The following is a 17881-nucleotide window of genomic DNA, read 5'->3' as shown; positions in this document are numbered from 1 at the left end:
ATGTTTTTCTTGAAGAGCTAGGGCTTGTAAAAATTTTTCGGTCTAATTTTGAAAAGAGCCCGTATACATATAGTACAAACTGTCTGAGGAGGGTTCCCTTATGTCAAAGAAAACTAAAGCTGCAATAGCCCTTACTGTACTTACTTCATCCGTTTACCTGTCAGGGTGCGGGTTGCTGGGAGGCGGAGAGAAAGCCAAAATTGATCCGCCGGCTGATGTGTCATATCTCGAAGAGGGCGAAAAGGTAGATGGGGTCAAAGAGAACAGCGAAGGAGAAGTGACCTCTTCCACTTCAACAGAAGAGGAAGAAACAGCAGGAAGTGTAATGACCGAATTATACTTGATCGACTCAAACGGTTATGTGGTGTCTCAAACTCTGGCCCTGCCTAAAACCGAGAGCATTGCCAAACAAGCTCTAGAATATCTTGTAGCAGATGGCCCTGTTCAAAATATGCTGCCTAATGGTTTCAGAGCAGTTCTTCCAGCTGGTACTGAAGTCAGTGTCAACATCAAAGAGGGTACAGCTGTAGCTGATTTCTCAAGTGAGTTCCAAAATTATCAGCCGGAAGACGAACAGAAGATACTCGAGTCCGTTACATGGACTTTGACCCAATTCGAATCAGTTGAAAAGGTCGAACTCCGGGTCAATGGTTACGAACTGACAGAAATGCCGGTCAATGGAACGCCGATTACTCAAAATACCTTATCCAGGAAAGTCGGGATCAATATAGATACATCGGGAATCGTGGATGTGACGGATACGCATCCGGTAACCGTGTATTTCGTTTCTCAAAATGGAGATGACACGTACTATGTACCGGTAACCAAGCGTGTAAGCAACAAAACTGATAATAAAATTGAGGCAGTGGTTCAGCAGTTGATTGATGGTCCGGGTTCTCAAAAGAACCTTCTAAGTGACTTTACAGGCGTAGCCCTGCTGGATGAGCCTTCTGTAAAAGATGGTCAGGTGACTCTGAACTTCAATGAGGGTGTATATGGCAGTTTTGAAGAAAAGATTGTATCAGAGCATTTTATGAACTCGCTCGTACTATCACTTACGGAACAGGAAAACATTGATAGTGTAGCGGTCATGGTAAATGGCGAAGCAGAACTGGTCAACGAAAAAGGGGAAACGTTGACTGAACCGGTGACACGTCCTGAGAATGTGAACACAATCAGTTTTTAATAAATCAATTTTTGATATACTATAACTAAGAAAAGAGGCAGCTGAAACTGCCTCTTAATTTTTGCTGTACATAACGTATGATGGAGCAGCGGTTTTTTCTTCAGAAGAACTTCAGGACATGCCGGGCTCGGCCGCTGCCGGAATTAAAGGGTTTTTGAAAAATAAAGAAAAGCGTTGGAACGATCACTGAAAAATAGAAAAATTGCGGAGGAGAGTTGTTGCTTCATGAAAAGGAAAGTCATTATTGCGACGAAGAATAAAGGCAAAGCAAAAGAATTTGAACGAATGCTCGAACCAAAAGGGTACGAGGTTTTAACACTGTTGGATTTCCCTGATTTCAAAGACATCGAGGAAACCGGGGAGACGTTTGAAGAAAATGCGGTATTAAAAGCAGAAGAAGCATCTGCTGTTTTGAATGAACTGGTGATTGCGGATGACTCAGGTCTGATCATTGATGCACTTGGTGGAAGGCCTGGTGTTTATTCTGCCCGTTATGCCGGGGAAAAGAAAGATGATAATGCCAATATAGATAAAGTCCTCTCCGAACTGGATGGAGTCCCTTTTACTGATAGGAGCGCCCGTTTCTACTGTGTGCTGGCTATTGCCGGACCCAATAGGGAAACCAGTACCTACTCTGGTGCATGCGAGGGTAAAATCCTTGAAGAGCGCCGCGGGACGAATGGGTTTGGATATGATCCGATTTTCCTGGTTGAGAACAAAGACAGAGCAATGGCCGAACTGACATCAGAAGAAAAGGCAGCAATCAGCCACAGAGGAAATGCTCTAAAGCAGTTTGAAGAAAATTTACCAGCATTGCTGGGTGAAGATCAATGAAACTTATCATAGTAAGTGACAGCCATGGATCCGAATCAGAAATCGCCGGCATCTATCAAGCCTATAAAGGGGAAGTGGATGGCTTTGTGCATTGCGGAGATTCTGAATTAAAGTCCAGCCACCAGGCAATGGAAGGGTATCTTGCTGTGCGCGGTAACTGTGACATGGATCCCTCCTATCCGGAAGTACTTACAGAGGACTTTCCTGACACCAAAATCCTAGCTACTCACGGGCACCTGTATAATGTGAAAATGACGCTGATGAACCTGCATTACCTGGCAAAAGAAAATCAGGCTGACATGGTGTTTTTCGGTCATTCCCACCAGTTGGGGGCGGAGCAGATCGAGGATGTGCTGTATGTGAATCCCGGCAGTATCCTGCTGCCAAGAGGGAGGAAAGACCGGACGTATGCCCTTGTCGAGAAAATGGATAAATCCGTTTCAGTGAAATTTTTTGATCACAATCATAAAGAGATTGTTGATTTATCCCGTAACTTCTTTGTATAATAGGAAGGCGGCAAACACCGCCTTCTATTTTGAAGGCTGAAAATCTTTTCGAAAAAGTCATTAAAAAGTATTGACTTATGATTGTTATGCGAATATAATAAATAATGTCGCTGAAACAAGTCCCAGTAGCTCAGCAGGATAGAGCAACGGCCTTCTAAGCCGTCGGTCGGGAGTTCGAATCTCTCCTGGGACGCCATTATACTACATACAACGGTCTTAGAACCGAGCGCGAAGCCCCTTGTTCCCTAATGGATCAAGGGGCTTTTTTTGTTTATTCCCCGCAGATTTGCTACACTGAAATCAATCATTAATATAGGGCGGTTACATCTATGGATAAAGGAAGTAAAGATAATAAAATTGTATATTTCCCGCACTTGAAAGAGAGGCTTTTCGAAAAAGGGATAAACATGCTTCAAAGCAGCAATCTGTCTGAAGCCGTCTCTTTATTTGAGCAGGCCTATGAAATCGATCCCTCAGATGGAGAGGTTGGATCAGCCCTGGTCCTCGCGCTATATGAAACCAAACAAAATCAGCGTGCAAAAGAAATTTGTAAAGAGCTGCTTCTCGAGGGACAAGGGGATTACTTCAAGGTTGTCGAATTGTACTTGATGATCCTTATACAGTTAAACGACCATAACGAAGTAGTGAACACAATCAGTGCGCTGTTTGATGAAAAAGAGGTGCCAGCGGATAAGGAAGAACACTTCAGCAAGCTTTTGTCTTTCAGCAGACGGGTTCTAGAAGGAAATGCGGAACCGGTATCAGATCCGGAACCGGAGACTGTTGAAGGGAACCAGCTGATCCTTGAAGGGAAAGATCTGCAGGAGCAGACATTTGTTCTGGCGGAGCTGGTCAATCGCAATGTTCGTCCCTTTCTTTCGGAACTGCTGACTGCACTGGGAGGTGAAGGGACGCATCCATTCATACAGACCATGATTGTCAATGTGCTCAGGGAACATGGATATAATGAAGAAGTTGCGATCAAGAAATTCGGCAGGGAACTGACCTGTGTCCCGGCACAGCTTGATGAGGTGTTCCAAACACCTTATTTCAAGGAAGTGGCTGAAGGGATAGAAGACCTGGTCGCACAGCGGAATCCGACTTTGCTTCAACAAGTGACTGAAACGTTCACCCGCCATTGTTTCCTGCTCTATCCGATAGAGTTGGAGTGGCAGCCTGAAAAAACGGCCCTCGCCTACCTTATTTACGGCCTGCATCTCTATGGGGAAAATCCGGATGTCCTGGGGCTGGATGGAAATACAAGAGCTGATGGAGAAGTACTGAGATCCCTTCAATCATTCATACATGAACTGGAAAAGGTGAGCTCCCCGGTTCTGTAAGCAAATATAGGAAACTTGTTTTTACGGCTATGAGTTGAAAGACGGATTCCATATGTTATAATATAGTGGTTGCAATGTGAAGATTTTTCATATTCGAAGAGATAGTGCTTTTGTTACATAGGCAAACCTATCTAAAAATTTAGTATGTAATAACTATAATCAATTATAGATTGTTGGAGGGAAAAGTATGTCTGCTAAATGGGAAAAGCAAGAAGGGAACCAAGGGGTTCTTACAATTGAAGTAGATGCAGATACAGTAAACAATGGTTTGGACGCTGCATTCAAAAAAGTGGTTAAGCAAGTAAACGTACCTGGATTCCGTAAAGGTAAAATGCCTCGCGGTATGTTCGAAAAACGTTTTGGTGTAGAATCTCTATACCAGGATGCTCTTGATGTAATTCTTCCGGAAGCTTATGCAAAAGCGATCGAAGAAACGGGCATTCAGCCTGTTGACCGTCCGGAAATCGACGTAGAGCAAATGGAAAAAGGCAAAGAGCTTATCTTCACTGCTACAGTTACGGTTAAGCCTGAAGTGAAACTAGGCGAATACAAAGGGCTTGAAGTGGAGAAGATGGACACAGAAGTTACTTCTGAAGATGTAGAGAACGAATTGAAAGCACTTCAGGAAAAACAAGCTGAACTTGCTGTCAAAGAAGAAGGAGCAGCTGAGAACGGCGATACAGTCGTAATCGATTTCGAAGGGTTCGTTGATGGCGAAGCATTCGAAGGCGGCAAAGCTGAAAACTACTCCCTTGAACTAGGTTCTAATTCTTTCATCCCCGGTTTCGAAGAACAGCTGGTAGGCGTTGAAGCTGGAGCTGAGAAAGAAGTTGAAGTAACGTTCCCTGAGGAATACCATGCGGCTGAACTTGCTGGTAAGCCTGCAGTATTCAAAACGAAAGTCCATGAAATCAAAGCGAAGGAACTTCCTGAGCTTGACGATGAATTTGCGAAAGATGCAGACGAAGAAGTTGAATCTCTTGATCAGCTGAAAGAAAAAATCCAAAACCGTCTTGTTGAGTCAAAGAAAAATGAAGCGGATCAAACACTTCGCGATACGCTAGTGGAAAAAGCTTCTGAAAATGCTGAAATGGATGTTCCGGATGCAATGGTTGACACTGAAGTTGACCGCATGATGCAGGAATTCGAACAACGCCTTCAAATGCAGGGAATGAACTTGGAACTTTACTTCCAATTCTCCGGCCAAAAAGAAGAAGACCTTCGCGGCCAAATGAAAGAGGATGCTGCAAAGCGTGTTCGTACTAACCTGACTCTTGAAGCAATCGCAGATGCAGAGAACCTTGAAGTTTCTGACGAAGAAGCTGAAGAAGAAGTAACTAAACTTGCTGAGCAATATAACATGGCTGCGGACAACATCAAGCAAGCTCTTGGCGGTCTTGATAACCTGAAAGCAGATCTTAAAATCCGCAAAGCTGTAGAAGTTCTTGTGGATAACAGCAAGACTGTTGCATAATAATAACTATAGAGACAAGGCGCGAGTTAAATCGTGCCTTGTTTTATAAAATAGAAAATTTAGCGTTCCTATCGGCTTACCCTTTGGAAAAAACATTACAATACAATTACATAATCACGAAATTGGGAATAGGATGTACGTTTTTTGGATAAAGCTTAATAAGCGGGCAGATTATCGAGAAAATCGTTTGATTTCCTTTCCGGACATATTATATGATAAAATGCAATACATAACTTGAAATTGAAACGACATAGCTTTTTATAAGGGGTGAATTTCATTGTTTAAATTTAACGATGAAAAAGGACAGTTGAAATGTTCTTTTTGTGGTAAGACACAAGATCAGGTCCGCAAGCTGGTAGCAGGACCAGGTGTATATATATGTGACGAATGTATCGAGCTTTGTACTGAGATTGTTGAAGAAGAGCTTGGGACAGAAGAAGAAGTTGAGTTTAAGGATGTGCCAAAACCAAAAGAAATCAGGGAAATCCTTGATGAGTACGTTATCGGTCAGGAACAGGCGAAGAAATCCTTGGCCGTAGCCGTATATAACCATTACAAACGAATTAATTCAAACAGCAAAGTGGATGATGTTGAATTATCAAAAAGTAATATCGCGATGATCGGGCCAACAGGAAGCGGTAAAACACTTCTAGCCCAGACGTTAGCCCGTATCCTGAATGTACCATTTGCAATTGCGGATGCCACATCACTTACAGAAGCCGGATATGTAGGAGAAGATGTTGAAAACATCCTGCTGAAACTGATTCAGTCTGCTGACTATGATGTAGAAAAAGCGGAACGTGGAATCATCTACATCGATGAAATTGATAAAGTGGCCCGAAAATCCGAGAATCCGTCGATTACCAGGGATGTTTCTGGTGAAGGTGTTCAGCAGGCCCTGCTAAAAATTCTTGAAGGTACCGTTGCGAGTGTACCTCCTCAAGGTGGAAGAAAGCATCCACACCAGGAATTCATTCAGATTGACACTTCGAATATTCTATTTATCTGTGGTGGTGCTTTTGATGGCATCGAGCAGATTGTCAAACGCCGCTTAGGCCAGAAAGTCATCGGTTTTGGTTCCGATCCGAAGACAGTCAATGTCGATAACGATAAATCGTTGCTGGCAAAGGTAGTACCTGAAGACTTATTGAAATTCGGCTTAATTCCTGAATTCATCGGACGTCTGCCGGTTATCTCCAGCCTGACGCCGCTTGATGAGGATGCCCTTGTGGAAATTCTGACAAAGCCGAAAAATGCTTTGGTTAAGCAGTATCAAAAAATGCTTGAACTGGATCAGGTTGAATTGGAATTTGAAGAAGATGCCCTTAGAGAAATTGCCAACAAAGCAATCGAACGCAAAACAGGTGCCCGCGGTCTTCGTTCCATCATCGAAAGCATCATGCTTGAAGTGATGTTCGACCTTCCATCAAGAGATGATATCAAGAAATGTATCATCACACCAGGTACAGTAACAGACAACGAGCCGCCAAAGCTTCTGTTGGAAGACGGTACAGTAATAGAAGGAAACGACGAAGAAAAAACATCTGCATAATGATAAATAAAAAGGTCCTCCCTGTTTAATGGGAAGGACCTTTTTCTTACTCTAATGAGATATTTTTGGTAATGCGATATTTGTCTTTAGTTACCTAATTACAAGCCTTAATCTAGAAATGGCCTTGAATTTAAACAAGTTTTTTTCCGAGGGCAGTAATTAGTTATATTTGGTTCTCTTTATTAGAAAGAATTTAGAACGTTAAATTGATTGAAGCGGAAGGGTAACGACCTCCTGCGGGAGCAGCGGGACAGGTGAGACCCCGCAGGCGAAGCCGAGGAGGCTCAACGCCCGCCCCGCGGAGTCGTTCCCCTGGAGCGGAAATCAAGCATACACCAAGTTTTTTTTACAATAAAAGTAATCACCCCGATTTCCCCCACCTTAGAAAAACTTGTTTATTCCTCCAAAGTCGAGGAGATACTAATTTTTAAACAACAAGTTACTACTGGAGGGAAAGGCATGAGTTGGACAGGAATTGCACTGATCATCCAACTGTTTTTCGGGGTGATTATCGGACTATACTTTTGGAATTTATTAAAAAGCCAAAGATCACAAAAAGTCTCAATTGACCGTGAGTCAAAAAAAGAAATGGAACAATTAAGGAAAATGCGTTCCATCTCCCTATCAGAACCATTGTCAGAAAAGGTAAGACCGCAAAGCTTCGCAGATATCGTCGGACAGGAAGACGGCATCAGATCTTTAAAGGCTGCCCTGTGCGGCCCAAATCCTCAACATGTCATCATATACGGACCGCCTGGTGTAGGAAAAACTGCGGCAGCAAGGCTCGTACTGCAAGAAGCAAAAGAACAAATGCAGTCTCCGTTTCGACGGTCCTCGATCTTTGTTGAACTGGATGCAACCACAGCAAGGTTTGATGAGAGAGGGATTGCCGACCCATTAATCGGTTCGGTGCATGACCCGATTTATCAGGGAGCGGGCGCAATGGGCCAGGCCGGAATTCCGCAGCCAAAGCAGGGAGCTGTGACAAATGCTCATGGCGGTGTATTATTCATAGATGAAATCGGCGAACTGCATCCCATCCAAATGAACAAATTACTTAAGGTGCTTGAAGATCGGAAAGTTTTTTTGGAAAGTGCCTACTATAGTGAAGAAAATACCCAGATTCCCACACATATCCACGACATTTTCAAAAACGGGCTCCCCGCAGATTTTCGTTTAATCGGTGCCACAACCAGGACGCCCAATGAAATGCCTCCAGCCATCCGTTCAAGGTGTATGGAAGTGTTTTTCAGGGAACTGAATAAAGAAGAGGTCACTCAGATCGCACAGAAAGCCTCTGAAAAAGTAAATATTCCAATTAGCAATGAAGGTGTCGAGCTCCTTGCATCCTATGCCCGTAATGGCCGGGAAGCAGTGAACATGGTACAGATCGTTGCCGGGCTGGCGATCACAGAGAAAAGAGAGTCCATTGATGATAGAGATATTGAGTGGATGATTCAGTCCAGTCAGCTTTCTCCAAGAATGGACCGGAAAATTGGCGGAAAGCCAAAGATAGGTCTCGTGAATGGTCTGGCTGTCACTGGCCCTAACACAGGTTCACTTTTGGAGATTGAAGTGACAGTCATCCCTGCGAATGAAAAGGGCAGCATTAATATAACCGGGATTGTTGAGGAAGAGAGTATCGGTGACAAAGGGAAATCCATCAGACGAAAAAGTATGGCGAAGGGATCCATTGAAAATGTCCTTACGGTTTTACGCTCAATGGGTGTCCCGGCAGAGCAGTTTGATATTCATGTCAACTTCCCAGGAGGTATTCCTGTTGATGGCCCATCCGCAGGGATTGCAATGGCAACAGGCATCTACTCTGCAATCTACCGCATCCCCGTGAAATCAGATATTGCACTGACAGGGGAAATCAGTATACACGGGTTTGTAAAACCAGTGGGCGGAGTGTATCCAAAAGTGAAAGCGGCCAAAATTGCCGGAGCTTCAGCAGCTATCATTCCGTATGAAAATATGGGAGCTCTCCTCCATGAAATTGATGGCATTGAGGTCAAGCCGGTCAAACATCTGCAGGAAGTGTTCAATATCGCTCTGGACAAAGAGAAAATGGATGAAGAAATAACATTTAATGATAAAATCAACAAAAAAAGTGTATAATCGATTGATGATAATAGCGGTTTAATCCTTCCTCTATAGAGGAAACAAAGAATATACGGTAAGCATAATTCATGAAGTCCAGAGCTTTTATAGGTAAAATGAAAGAGAGGGGGGTCTTCGGTTCTCCCTCTTCACTTCTGAAAATAGGTAATGGTTTAAAGTGTATTTCTTACATAGAGGACTCCATCCCAATAAAATGGACACCTCTATGTAAATAAGATAGAATTGTACAAAGGCTTATGAGATGCAAAAGGGCGAGAATATTTGGAGGTGTAATTATGGCAAAACAAAAAGAAATAACTCTTCCCCTCCTCCCATTAAGAGGTTTGCTTGTTTATCCAACTATGGTCCTTCATTTAGATGTGGGACGTGACCGGTCAGTCCAAGCTTTAGAGAAAGCAATGGTTGGCGACCAATATATTTTTCTGACTACTCAAAAGGATATGAATATAGATGAACCAGGTGTAGATGATTTCTACAAGATGGGAACACTGACCAAGGTCAAACAAATGCTGAAGCTTCCCAATGGAACGATCAGGGTACTTGTGGAAGGTATCCAGAGAGCGGAAATCAGCAGTTTTACCAATGAAGAAAAGTTTTATGAAGTAAACGCTTTTACGCATGAGGACAGTGAGGAAAAAGCATCCGAGATAGAAGCGCTGATGAGGACGCTGTTAAATTATTTTGAACAATACATAAAGCTCTCTAAGAAGGTATCGGCTGAAACCTATTCAACCGTTTCAGATATCGATGAACCTGGAAGGCTTGCTGATATTGTCGCGTCCCACCTGCCGTTAAAAATGAAGGAAAAGCAAAACGTCCTTGAAATGCTTGATATCAAAGAACGTCTTCAGCTTGTGATCCAGACGATCAACAATGAAAAAGAAGTGCTGAACCTTGAGAAGAAAATCGGTCAGCGTGTGAAGCGTTCGATGGAACGGACACAGAAAGAGTATTACCTGAGAGAGCAAATGAAGGCGATCCAGAAAGAACTAGGCGATAAAGAAGGCAAAACCGGTGAAATTGAAGAACTGACACAGCGGATTGCCGAAGCAGACATGCCTGAATCTGTGGAGAAGACCGTTTTGAAAGAGCTTGGCAGATATGAGAAAGTACCGACAAGCTCAGCAGAAAGCTCTGTCATCCGGAATTATATTGAATGGCTTGTCTCCTTGCCATGGTCTGCCCAGACAGAAGACGATCTTGATATTAAAAAAGCGGAAGAAATCTTGAACAGGGACCATTTTGGCCTTGAAAAGGTAAAAGAACGTGTCCTGGAATACCTGGCTGTTCAAAAGCTGACACAATCACTGAAAGGCCCTATCCTTTGCCTTGCAGGACCTCCTGGTGTGGGTAAAACCAGCCTTGCAAAATCTGTGGCTGAATCACTGGGAAGGCACTTTGTCCGTGTTTCCCTCGGCGGAGTGCGGGATGAGTCAGAAATCCGCGGTCATAGACGTACGTATGTTGGAGCGATGCCCGGCCGCATTATTCAAGGCATGAAAAAAGCGGGAACCATCAATCCTGTCTTCCTTTTGGATGAAATTGATAAAATGTCCAGTGATTTCAGGGGAGACCCGTCTTCAGCCATGCTTGAAGTGCTGGATCCTGAACAGAACTCCAATTTCAGTGACCATTACATTGAGGAAACCTATGATTTGTCCAAAGTCATGTTTATCGCAACAGCCAATGATCTTTCAACAATTCCAGGTCCGCTGCGTGACAGGATGGAAATCATTACAATCGCCGGTTATACGGAACTTGAAAAAGTCAATATCGCTAAAAACCATCTGCTTCCAAAGCAAATTAAAGAAAACGGCTTAACAAAAGCGCAGCTTCAAGTGAGAGAGGAAGCCCTTCAGTCAGTTGTCCGTTATTATACGAGGGAAGCTGGGGTCCGTGGCTTGGAACGGCAGCTGGCAACAGTTTGCCGTAAGACAGCCAAAGTGATTGTATCAGGCGAGAAAAAGAGAGTGGTCATCACCGAAAAGAACATCGAAGAATTCCTTGGCAAGAAGAAATTCCGCTACGGACAGGCCGAAACGGAAAACCAAGTAGGGGTTGCTACAGGATTAGCTTACACTTCAGTAGGCGGAGATACGCTGCAAATAGAAGTTTCTCTGTCCCCAGGGAAAGGCAAACTTGTTCTAACGGGTAAATTAGGTGATGTCATGAAAGAATCAGCTCAAACAGCATTCAGTTATGTGAGATCAAAAGCAGTTGAATTGAAGCTTGAGGAAAACTTCCATGAAAAATATGATATTCATATCCACGTTCCGGAAGGCGCTGTTCCAAAAGATGGTCCATCAGCCGGTATTACGATTGCAACGGCTCTTGTGTCCGCGCTGACAGGACGGGAGATCAGGCGCGAAGTGGGTATGACAGGGGAAATTACCCTGAGGGGACGGGTGCTGCCGATTGGCGGGCTGAAGGAAAAGACGCTGAGTGCACACCGTGCCGGACTTACAACCATCATCCTTCCACAGGATAATGAAAAGGATATAGATGATATCCCTGAGAGTGTCAGAAAGGATCTGAAGTTTGTTCCGGTTTCCCATATAGAAGAAGTATTAGAAACAGCTTTAGTAGGTGAGAGCAGTGAAAGTAAATAATGTTGAACTCGTAATAAGCGCTGTAAGACCAGAGCAGTATCCGGGGGAATTCTTGCCCGAATTTGCCCTGGCTGGCAGATCTAACGTTGGAAAATCCTCGTTCATTAACAGGATGATCGGCCGTAAAAGCATGGCAAGGATATCATCCAAGCCGGGAAAAACCCAAACGTTGAATTTCTACAAGATTGAAGAAAGCATTTATTTTGTCGATGTTCCCGGTTATGGGTTTGCCAAAGTATCAAAATCAGAACGCGAAGCATGGGGAAGAATGATTGAAACGTATATCACGATGAGGGAACAGCTCAAAGCGGTCATTCAAATCGTCGACTTGCGCCATCCGCCGACACAGGATGACATCATGATGTATAATTTCTTAAAGCATCACGAGATTCCCTGTGTCATCATTGCTACAAAAGCCGATAAGATTCCTAAAGGAAAGTGGCAGAAGCATTTGAAAGCAACAAAGGAGGGACTGGCTATAGAAGAGGGAGATGAAGTTATCCTCTTCTCCTCCGAGACCGGTTTGGGGAAAGACCAGGTCTGGGCCGCACTTAATGGAAGAAGATAATAACGAAAGAGGATATTCCTTGTGAATGTCCTTTCAGCTTGTAGACAAAATCCTAAAAATGGACCCTGTCTACAGGCTTTTTTTGTATATTAAGTTAAATACTGTTTACCTGAAATTTTTGGTGATTTGAATGAAAAGGAAAAGTGGTTTTCCCCTACAAGTGCACGACTCCGCAGGACTGGCCGCGAACTAAAAAGTGGAAGCGGCCGATCAGCTGCGTACGGACTGGACTGGCTCCCATATGAGATAAAGGATCACAAAGAGTGGAGCGATTTCGAGGATGATTTAACGCTAGAGCCGGGAAGTACGCTAGCAGCGGGGCTTTGGAGCTGGACTCATAAAGAGAGAGACCTAAATCTGCTAGTTGCCGGCCGTTGGAACCGAACGAGTCCTGCTAATCCCGCAGGAGGTCGTACGCCTTCCGCTCCGATCACTCCATTGTCAACAAAAGCTGGTTTTGACACAAAAACCTTTAAACAATCTGTGTTATTTAAGCATCTAGAAGATGGAAGGAATCAAATCTGAGGTACACTGGTTTGAAAGCGAAAAGAAGCAATCGAAAGAGACTTTGCTGAGGCGAAAGTGAAGCATGGCAGGCGCTGGCCGACCATGAGAAGTCTAAAAACGTGTCAATGCAGGAAATGCCTGCATTTGCTGCCAGGAATTTTAAGAGAATGGCAAACTGGACACGGGTAGGGCTATGTCCAATCTACTATTTATGGTTTTATCCTCAAAAAGACAAACCCGACGTCAACCAGTGGATTGAAGTCGGGTTTGTCTACGCTCTAAGAGGCCATTCCTGGTGAATGTTCATTTTTTTATGAATAATCTTACGAATTGTTTTATTTATGTTTCAACTATTATCAAGAGGGGAAAGGAAATTAAAGGATATAGAGGTATTCCGTTGCATTTAAAGGTATGTGCGGGTTCAGTTAATCTGACAATGAAAAGGGGTGTAATATACAGAATTATTAGTATATTGGGGTTTTGAGAATAATTAAATAGTTTGCTAACATAATAATTAAGAAAAAACTGAGGGGGCAAAAAAAACATGAAAAAGATTAAAAGTTTATTAGTATTGTTAACTGCTGCGGCTATGATTTCAGCCTGCGGTACAAGCGACAGTGCGAATGGGGAAGGATCCGGCGACGGGGAAACATTTACATATGCAGCATCCGGTGAGTTCAAGCCATTCAGTGTTACGAGCGGTGATGGAACGATGACCGGTTTTGATATTGATGTAGCTGAAGCTGTTGCAGAAGAAATGGGAATGGAACCTGAACAGAAGAAGTTCAAATTTTCCGGAATTGTAGAAGGAGTCCAGTCCGGCCGTTTTGATGCAGCGGTCGCAAGCCATACCATAACAGAAGAGAGAGCAGAGAAAGTGGCGTTTTCAACACCTTACTACTATTCAGGTCCTCAAATTTTCGTGCGTCCTGATAGTTCTGTCCAAACGCTGGAAGACCTTGAAGGGATGGAAATTGCTGTTTCAAAAGGTTCTACCTATGCAGACACAGCAAGCGAGGTAACGGACGAAATCCAATCTTACGACAGTGATGTGGTGGCTCTTGAAGCATTGAGCAAAGGCAAACATGATGCGGTCATCACTGATTTCGTTACAGGGAAAGAAGCAATCAATGCAGGGCTGGAACTAGAAGCCCGTAAATTGCTGGGAAGAAGTGAACAGGCGATTGCCGTTGCTAAGGATAATGAAGAACTGCTGGAGAAAATTAATAAAGCGTTGGAAGCCTTAAGAGAAGACGGAACCTTAGCTGAAATCAGTGAAAAATATTTCGGCGACGACATCACGACCGAACCGGAGGAATAATAATACTTCAGTGTGAAGGGAGCGGGTGTGCGGATTGGAGCGCATTCGCTTTTTTTCTGCAATAATGCACTAAAACTCCCAAACTCTACATCTTACCAATTGGAGGGAAAAACTTGAATCTTATTGATACATTTATAGACACGTATGATGTATTCCTGCGAGGGATGCTGTTAACCTTTCAATTAACAGTAATCTCAGTATTCGTCGCAATATTTATTGGCTTATTTTTTGCCTTTTTAAAAATATCAAAAATTAAAATTCTTGAAATCATTGCGGATATTTATATCTTCGTTGTTCGGGGAACGCCGCTGATTGTGCAGATATTCATCTTCTATTTTGGATTGACAGCCCTGCAGATTTCGGATTTCTGGTCCGTCGTATTGGGACTTGCTTTCCATAACGGAGCTTATATTGCCGAAATCTTCAGAGGGACCATCCAATCCATTGACAAAGGACAAATGGAGGCGGGAAGATCTCTCGGTATGTCTTCCGGATTGACCATGAGAAGGATCATTCTGCCGCAGGCTTTCAGACGCGCGCTGCCGCCTCTTGGCAATCAATTCATCATAGCTTTGAAGGATTCCTCACTGGCATCGTTCATCGGTATGTTTGAGTTATTCAGTGTAGCAACGACACTCGGATCCAATAACTTTGACTATATGACCTACTTGTTGATTGTAGCGGTTTATTACCTTGTATTAGTATTGATTTTCTCATTGCTGGTGAATTTGGTTGAGAAGCGCATGTCGCTCGGTGATTAATTAAACACTTCCAAAATGGATGGAGGGATAGATTTGAGTCAGGAAATGATTAAAGTAGAAAAATTAAATAAATCCTTTGGTGACTTACACGTACTGAAGGATATTGATATGAACGTTAAAGAAAGTGATGTTGTCTGCTTGATCGGTGCAAGTGGTTCAGGCAAGAGCACATTGCTTAGGTGTTTGAATTATTTGGAAATAAAAGATGATGGCAGGGTCATCATTGAAGGCGAAGAAGTAAATAGAGGCTCTCATGATTTAAATGAAATCCGGGCGAAGGTAGGAATGGTGTTCCAGCACTTCCATCTTTTCCCCCACAAGACAGTGATCCAAAATGTGATGGAGGCACCTGTCCAGGTTAAAAAAATTGCGAAGGACAAAGCGAAAAAAGACGCAATGGATCTGTTAAAGAAGGTAGGGTTGGAGGATAAAGCAGATGTATATCCTTCCAAATTATCCGGCGGGCAGAAGCAGCGAGTGGCAATCGCCCGGGCCCTTGCCATGAAACCGGACATCATGCTGTTCGATGAACCAACCTCCGCCCTTGACCCTGAACTGGTTGGTGAGGTACTGGCAACCATGAAAGAATTGGCTGAGGAAGGAATGACAATGGTCGTTGTAACACATGAAATGGGGTTCGCCCGTGAAGTTGCAGATTGGGTTATCTATATGCACGATGGCAGGATCGTCGAAGTAGGGCCGCCAGAGGAGCTGTTCGGAAATCCAAAGGAGCAGAGGACAAAGGAATTTCTTGATTCTATATTATAGAACAAAAACAGGAACCGGCCGCCGGTTCCTGTTTTCATTTTTTCTTAATAAGCAGCAGATAAACACCGATCAGTACAATAATAATTGGCCAGAATTCACGGATGACATCCACGCCACCTTGAAGAAAACCCAGCCACTTCAGGACTTTATCATAAAACAAGAGAATTATAGCCAGAATAAGAAAGAGCACACCCTGAAACATGCCATTCCCCGATTTCTGGTATCTTAGAAGAAAACCAAGTGAAATGATGAGAATGAATACTCCCATGTGATCCGGCCAGATGCTGATCTTGTTCAAGATGTGAAAATGCAAGCCAAATCCGGTGAGGATGGTTCCAGGGAGTATCGATTCATACTCTCTTCCTTTATATCCCTGAACAAGGAATGCTGCCCCTACAATGATCAATAGTGTAGGCCAAGTGTAAAATTCCCGGAAGATGGTTATAGTGGATTGCTGAAGGTAAAAATAGATGCCAAACCCAATCAATATCATCCCTGGAAAGAGTCGTTGTCCTTTCATAAAAGCCTCCAATTTGTAAACTTGAATAATGGGGTGTATTTTGTTAATCTAACATAGGAAACTATGTCGAAAATAATAAGTTTATGTAATATTTATATTAAATGGTTCACATATGGATGGGGCGTTATGCTTTCCACAGCCGAGGACAAAGGGCGTCCTCATCTGGTGAAAGAATCAACGCCTGTCGGACCTGAACGAGCCGCTTGCACACTTAATGTTATCCAGTTCCGTCGGCTAGGCCCTCGGGTCGTTATGCTTTCCACCGCCGAGGACAAAGGACGTCCTCATCTGTGGAAAGGCATCAACGCCTGTCGGGCCTGATCAAGCCGACTCCACTTTTAATGTTACCACAGGTTTCATTTTCTGTTCACATTTATTTGGATGGTCCATTTGTCGTACATGTTATACTGGAATTAATGATTAATTTGGGGGTGTATTTCTGTCATGCACATAATCACAGTCGGTTTAAATTACAAAACGGCCCCTGTTGAGATTCGTGAACGTTTATCTTTTAATGAAGCAGACCTGCAAACAGCGATGGAAGCACTTAAGGGTAAGAAAAGTATCCTTGAGAATGTGATCGTTTCTACTTGTAACAGGACGGAAGTATATGCGGTGGTAGATCAGCTTCATACAGGTCGTTATTATATTAAGGAATTTTTGTCTCAATGGTTTGATATTGATAAAGAGGAGTTCTCTCCTTATTTGTTCATCTATGAACAGGATGGTGCTGTGGAGCACTTATTTAATGTCACATGCGGCTTGAATTCCATGGTTGTCGGTGAAACACAGATTCTTGGCCAGATCAGGTCAAGCTTTTTGTCTGCCCAGGAGTCCGCTACAACAGGAACTGTCTTCAATCACCTTTTCAAACAGGCGATTACGATGGCAAAGAAAGCTCATTCAGAAACAGAGATCGGTTCAAATGCTGTTTCAGTCAGCTATGCTGCTGTAGAGCTTGCCAAGAAAATATTTGGTGATTTAAGCGGCAAGCATGTTCTGATTCTTGGTGCGGGCAAAATGGGTGAACTGGCGATCAAGAACCTTCATGGAAGTGGTGCGACGAAGGTGACGGTCATCAACCGTACGTTTGAAAAGGCTGTTTCTTTGGCGGATAAGTTCAAAGGGAATGCCAAGACATTACAGGAACTTCAATGCGCGTTGGTGGAAGCGGATATCCTCATCAGCTCTACAGGTGCAAAGGACTACGTCGTCACTAAAGACCAAATGACTTTGGTTGAGCGAATGAGAAAAGGCCGCCCATTGTTCATGGTGGATATTGCCGTGCCAAGGGACCTTGATCCGGACATTGGAAACCTTGACAGTGCATTCCTGTATGATATTGACGATTTGGAAGGCATTGTCGAAGCAAATATGGCTGAAAGACAAAAAGCAGCAGAGTCCATCGGCATCATGATTGAGGCTGAGATTGTCGCCTTCAAAGAATGGCTGAATATGCTTGGTGTCGTACCGGTCATTTCGGCTCTCAGAGAAAAAGCGCTGATGATTCAGGGGCAAACGATGGAAAGTATTGAACGCAAAATGCCTGACATGACTGACCGTGAGCGGAAGGTCTTAAATAAACATACGAAAAGCATCATCAATCAGTTACTGAAAGATCCGATTCTTCAAGTGAAAGAACTGGCAGCATTGCCGGATGGCCAGGAGAAACTTGATTTATTCATCAAAATTTTCAACATCGAGGAACAGTTGCACCCACAGGCAGATGCACTTGAGAGCAAGGGGAAAGAAAAGATGGGAGCTGCTCCAGTGAAACTCCAACCCTCTTTTCAATCATAAGCGAGGTTGAA

General features: G+C 43.5%; 15 protein-coding genes and 1 tRNA gene. 15 read left to right on the top strand and 1 reads right to left on the bottom strand.

What is annotated here, in order from left to right; genetic code table 11:
- Nucleotides 1-100: 100 nt before the first annotated feature.
- The 14 genes from AC4E8A_RS17520 to AC4E8A_RS17455 all read left to right on the top strand — a co-directional run bounded on the left by AC4E8A_RS17520 (nucleotide 101) and on the right by AC4E8A_RS17455 (nucleotide 15550).
- Entirely contained in the window at nucleotides 101-1186 is a 1086-nt protein-coding gene (locus tag AC4E8A_RS17520) for a GerMN domain-containing protein (protein WP_490194846.1), read from the top strand.
- A gap of 225 nt (nucleotides 1187-1411) precedes the next feature.
- Nucleotides 1412-2020: an XTP/dITP diphosphatase gene (locus AC4E8A_RS17515; RefSeq protein ID WP_490194844.1), complete on the top strand. Its 609-nt coding sequence runs from the start codon at nucleotides 1412-1414 to the stop codon at nucleotides 2018-2020.
- Nucleotides 2017-2526 (top strand): metallophosphoesterase, encoded by a 510-nt coding sequence (locus AC4E8A_RS17510; RefSeq protein ID WP_490194842.1) that lies wholly within the window; start codon nucleotides 2017-2019, stop codon nucleotides 2524-2526. Before AC4E8A_RS17515 ends, AC4E8A_RS17510 begins: the two co-directional genes overlap by 4 nt.
- Before the next feature lie 119 nt (nucleotides 2527-2645).
- Nucleotides 2646-2722: transfer RNA gene (locus AC4E8A_RS17505), tRNA-Arg, on the top strand.
- Between the two features lie 133 nt (nucleotides 2723-2855).
- A complete protein-coding gene (locus AC4E8A_RS17500; RefSeq protein ID WP_490194840.1) occupies nucleotides 2856-3866 on the top strand; it encodes a tetratricopeptide repeat protein in 1011 nt (336 codons plus the stop codon).
- A gap of 187 nt (nucleotides 3867-4053) precedes the next feature.
- Nucleotides 4054-5340 (top strand): trigger factor, encoded by a 1287-nt coding sequence (tig, locus tag AC4E8A_RS17495; RefSeq protein WP_490194838.1) that lies wholly within the window; start codon nucleotides 4054-4056, stop codon nucleotides 5338-5340.
- A 277-nt stretch (nucleotides 5341-5617) separates the two neighbouring features.
- The gene (gene clpX / locus AC4E8A_RS17490; RefSeq protein ID WP_490194836.1) at nucleotides 5618-6892 is read left to right on the top strand and encodes an ATP-dependent protease ATP-binding subunit ClpX; all 1275 of its coding nucleotides are present in this window, start codon (nucleotides 5618-5620) and stop codon (nucleotides 6890-6892) included.
- Between the two features lie 459 nt (nucleotides 6893-7351).
- Nucleotides 7352-9013 carry an ATP-dependent protease LonB gene (lonB, locus tag AC4E8A_RS17485; RefSeq protein ID WP_490194834.1) on the top strand — a complete coding sequence of 554 codons (1662 nt, stop codon included), beginning with the start codon at nucleotides 7352-7354 and terminating at the stop codon, nucleotides 9011-9013.
- A gap of 278 nt (nucleotides 9014-9291) precedes the next feature.
- Nucleotides 9292-11625: an endopeptidase La gene (lon, locus tag AC4E8A_RS17480; protein ID WP_490194832.1), complete on the top strand. Its 2334-nt coding sequence runs from the start codon at nucleotides 9292-9294 to the stop codon at nucleotides 11623-11625.
- Entirely contained in the window at nucleotides 11612-12193 is a 582-nt protein-coding gene (gene yihA, locus AC4E8A_RS17475; RefSeq protein ID WP_490194830.1) for a ribosome biogenesis GTP-binding protein YihA/YsxC, read from the top strand. The genes lon and yihA overlap by 14 nt, the downstream gene beginning before the upstream one ends.
- A 126-nt stretch (nucleotides 12194-12319) precedes the next feature.
- Nucleotides 12320-12718, top strand: a complete 399-nt coding sequence (locus AC4E8A_RS17470) for a hypothetical protein (RefSeq protein WP_490194828.1) — start codon at nucleotides 12320-12322, stop codon at nucleotides 12716-12718.
- 526 nt (nucleotides 12719-13244) lie between these two features.
- On the top strand, nucleotides 13245-14021 hold the full coding sequence (locus tag AC4E8A_RS17465; protein WP_490194826.1) for a transporter substrate-binding domain-containing protein: 777 nt from the start codon (nucleotides 13245-13247) through the stop codon (nucleotides 14019-14021).
- 113 nt (nucleotides 14022-14134) lie between these two features.
- A complete protein-coding gene (locus AC4E8A_RS17460; protein WP_490194824.1) occupies nucleotides 14135-14782 on the top strand; it encodes an amino acid ABC transporter permease in 648 nt (215 codons plus the stop codon).
- A gap of 45 nt (nucleotides 14783-14827) precedes the next feature.
- Entirely contained in the window at nucleotides 14828-15550 is a 723-nt protein-coding gene (locus AC4E8A_RS17455; protein ID WP_490198925.1) for an amino acid ABC transporter ATP-binding protein, read from the top strand.
- A gap of 34 nt (nucleotides 15551-15584) precedes the next feature.
- On the opposite strand, the gene AC4E8A_RS17450 is transcribed toward AC4E8A_RS17455, so the two are convergent.
- Complete coding sequence (locus tag AC4E8A_RS17450; protein WP_490194822.1) at nucleotides 15585-16070, bottom strand: LiaI-LiaF-like domain-containing protein; 486 nt, start codon at nucleotides 16068-16070, stop codon at nucleotides 15585-15587.
- 444 nt (nucleotides 16071-16514) lie between these two features.
- On the opposite strand from AC4E8A_RS17450, the gene hemA reads away from it, so the two are divergent.
- Complete coding sequence (hemA, locus tag AC4E8A_RS17445; RefSeq protein WP_490194820.1) at nucleotides 16515-17870, top strand: glutamyl-tRNA reductase; 1356 nt, start codon at nucleotides 16515-16517, stop codon at nucleotides 17868-17870.
- Nucleotides 17871-17881: the final 11 nt, after the last annotated feature.

The sequence above is a fragment of the Bacillus sp. SRL337 genome, from assembly GCF_984799155.1.
Note: the sequence above shows the minus strand (reverse complement) of the source record. Positions and strands in the feature narration are given on the sequence as shown.

Excerpts from the sequence above, each read along its gene's own strand:
- AC4E8A_RS17520 (WP_490194846.1), top strand. The coding sequence starts at position 101 with ATGTCAAAGAAAACTAAAGCTGCAATAGCCCTTACTGTACTTACTTCA.
- AC4E8A_RS17515 (WP_490194844.1), top strand. The coding sequence starts at position 1,412 with ATGAAAAGGAAAGTCATTATTGCGACGAAGAATAAAGGCAAAGCAAAA.
- AC4E8A_RS17510 (WP_490194842.1), top strand. The coding sequence starts at position 2,017 with ATGAAACTTATCATAGTAAGTGACAGCCATGGATCCGAATCAGAAATC.
- AC4E8A_RS17500 (WP_490194840.1), top strand. The coding sequence starts at position 2,856 with ATGGATAAAGGAAGTAAAGATAATAAAATTGTATATTTCCCGCACTTG.
- tig (WP_490194838.1), top strand. The coding sequence starts at position 4,054 with ATGTCTGCTAAATGGGAAAAGCAAGAAGGGAACCAAGGGGTTCTTACA.
- lonB (WP_490194834.1), top strand. The coding sequence starts at position 7,352 with ATGAGTTGGACAGGAATTGCACTGATCATCCAACTGTTTTTCGGGGTG.
- lon (WP_490194832.1), top strand. The coding sequence starts at position 9,292 with ATGGCAAAACAAAAAGAAATAACTCTTCCCCTCCTCCCATTAAGAGGT.
- AC4E8A_RS17465 (WP_490194826.1), top strand. The coding sequence starts at position 13,245 with ATGAAAAAGATTAAAAGTTTATTAGTATTGTTAACTGCTGCGGCTATG.
- AC4E8A_RS17455 (WP_490198925.1), top strand. The coding sequence starts at position 14,828 with ATGATTAAAGTAGAAAAATTAAATAAATCCTTTGGTGACTTACACGTA.
- AC4E8A_RS17450 (WP_490194822.1), bottom strand. The coding sequence starts at position 16,070 with ATGAAAGGACAACGACTCTTTCCAGGGATGATATTGATTGGGTTTGGC.
- hemA (WP_490194820.1), top strand. The coding sequence starts at position 16,515 with ATGCACATAATCACAGTCGGTTTAAATTACAAAACGGCCCCTGTTGAG.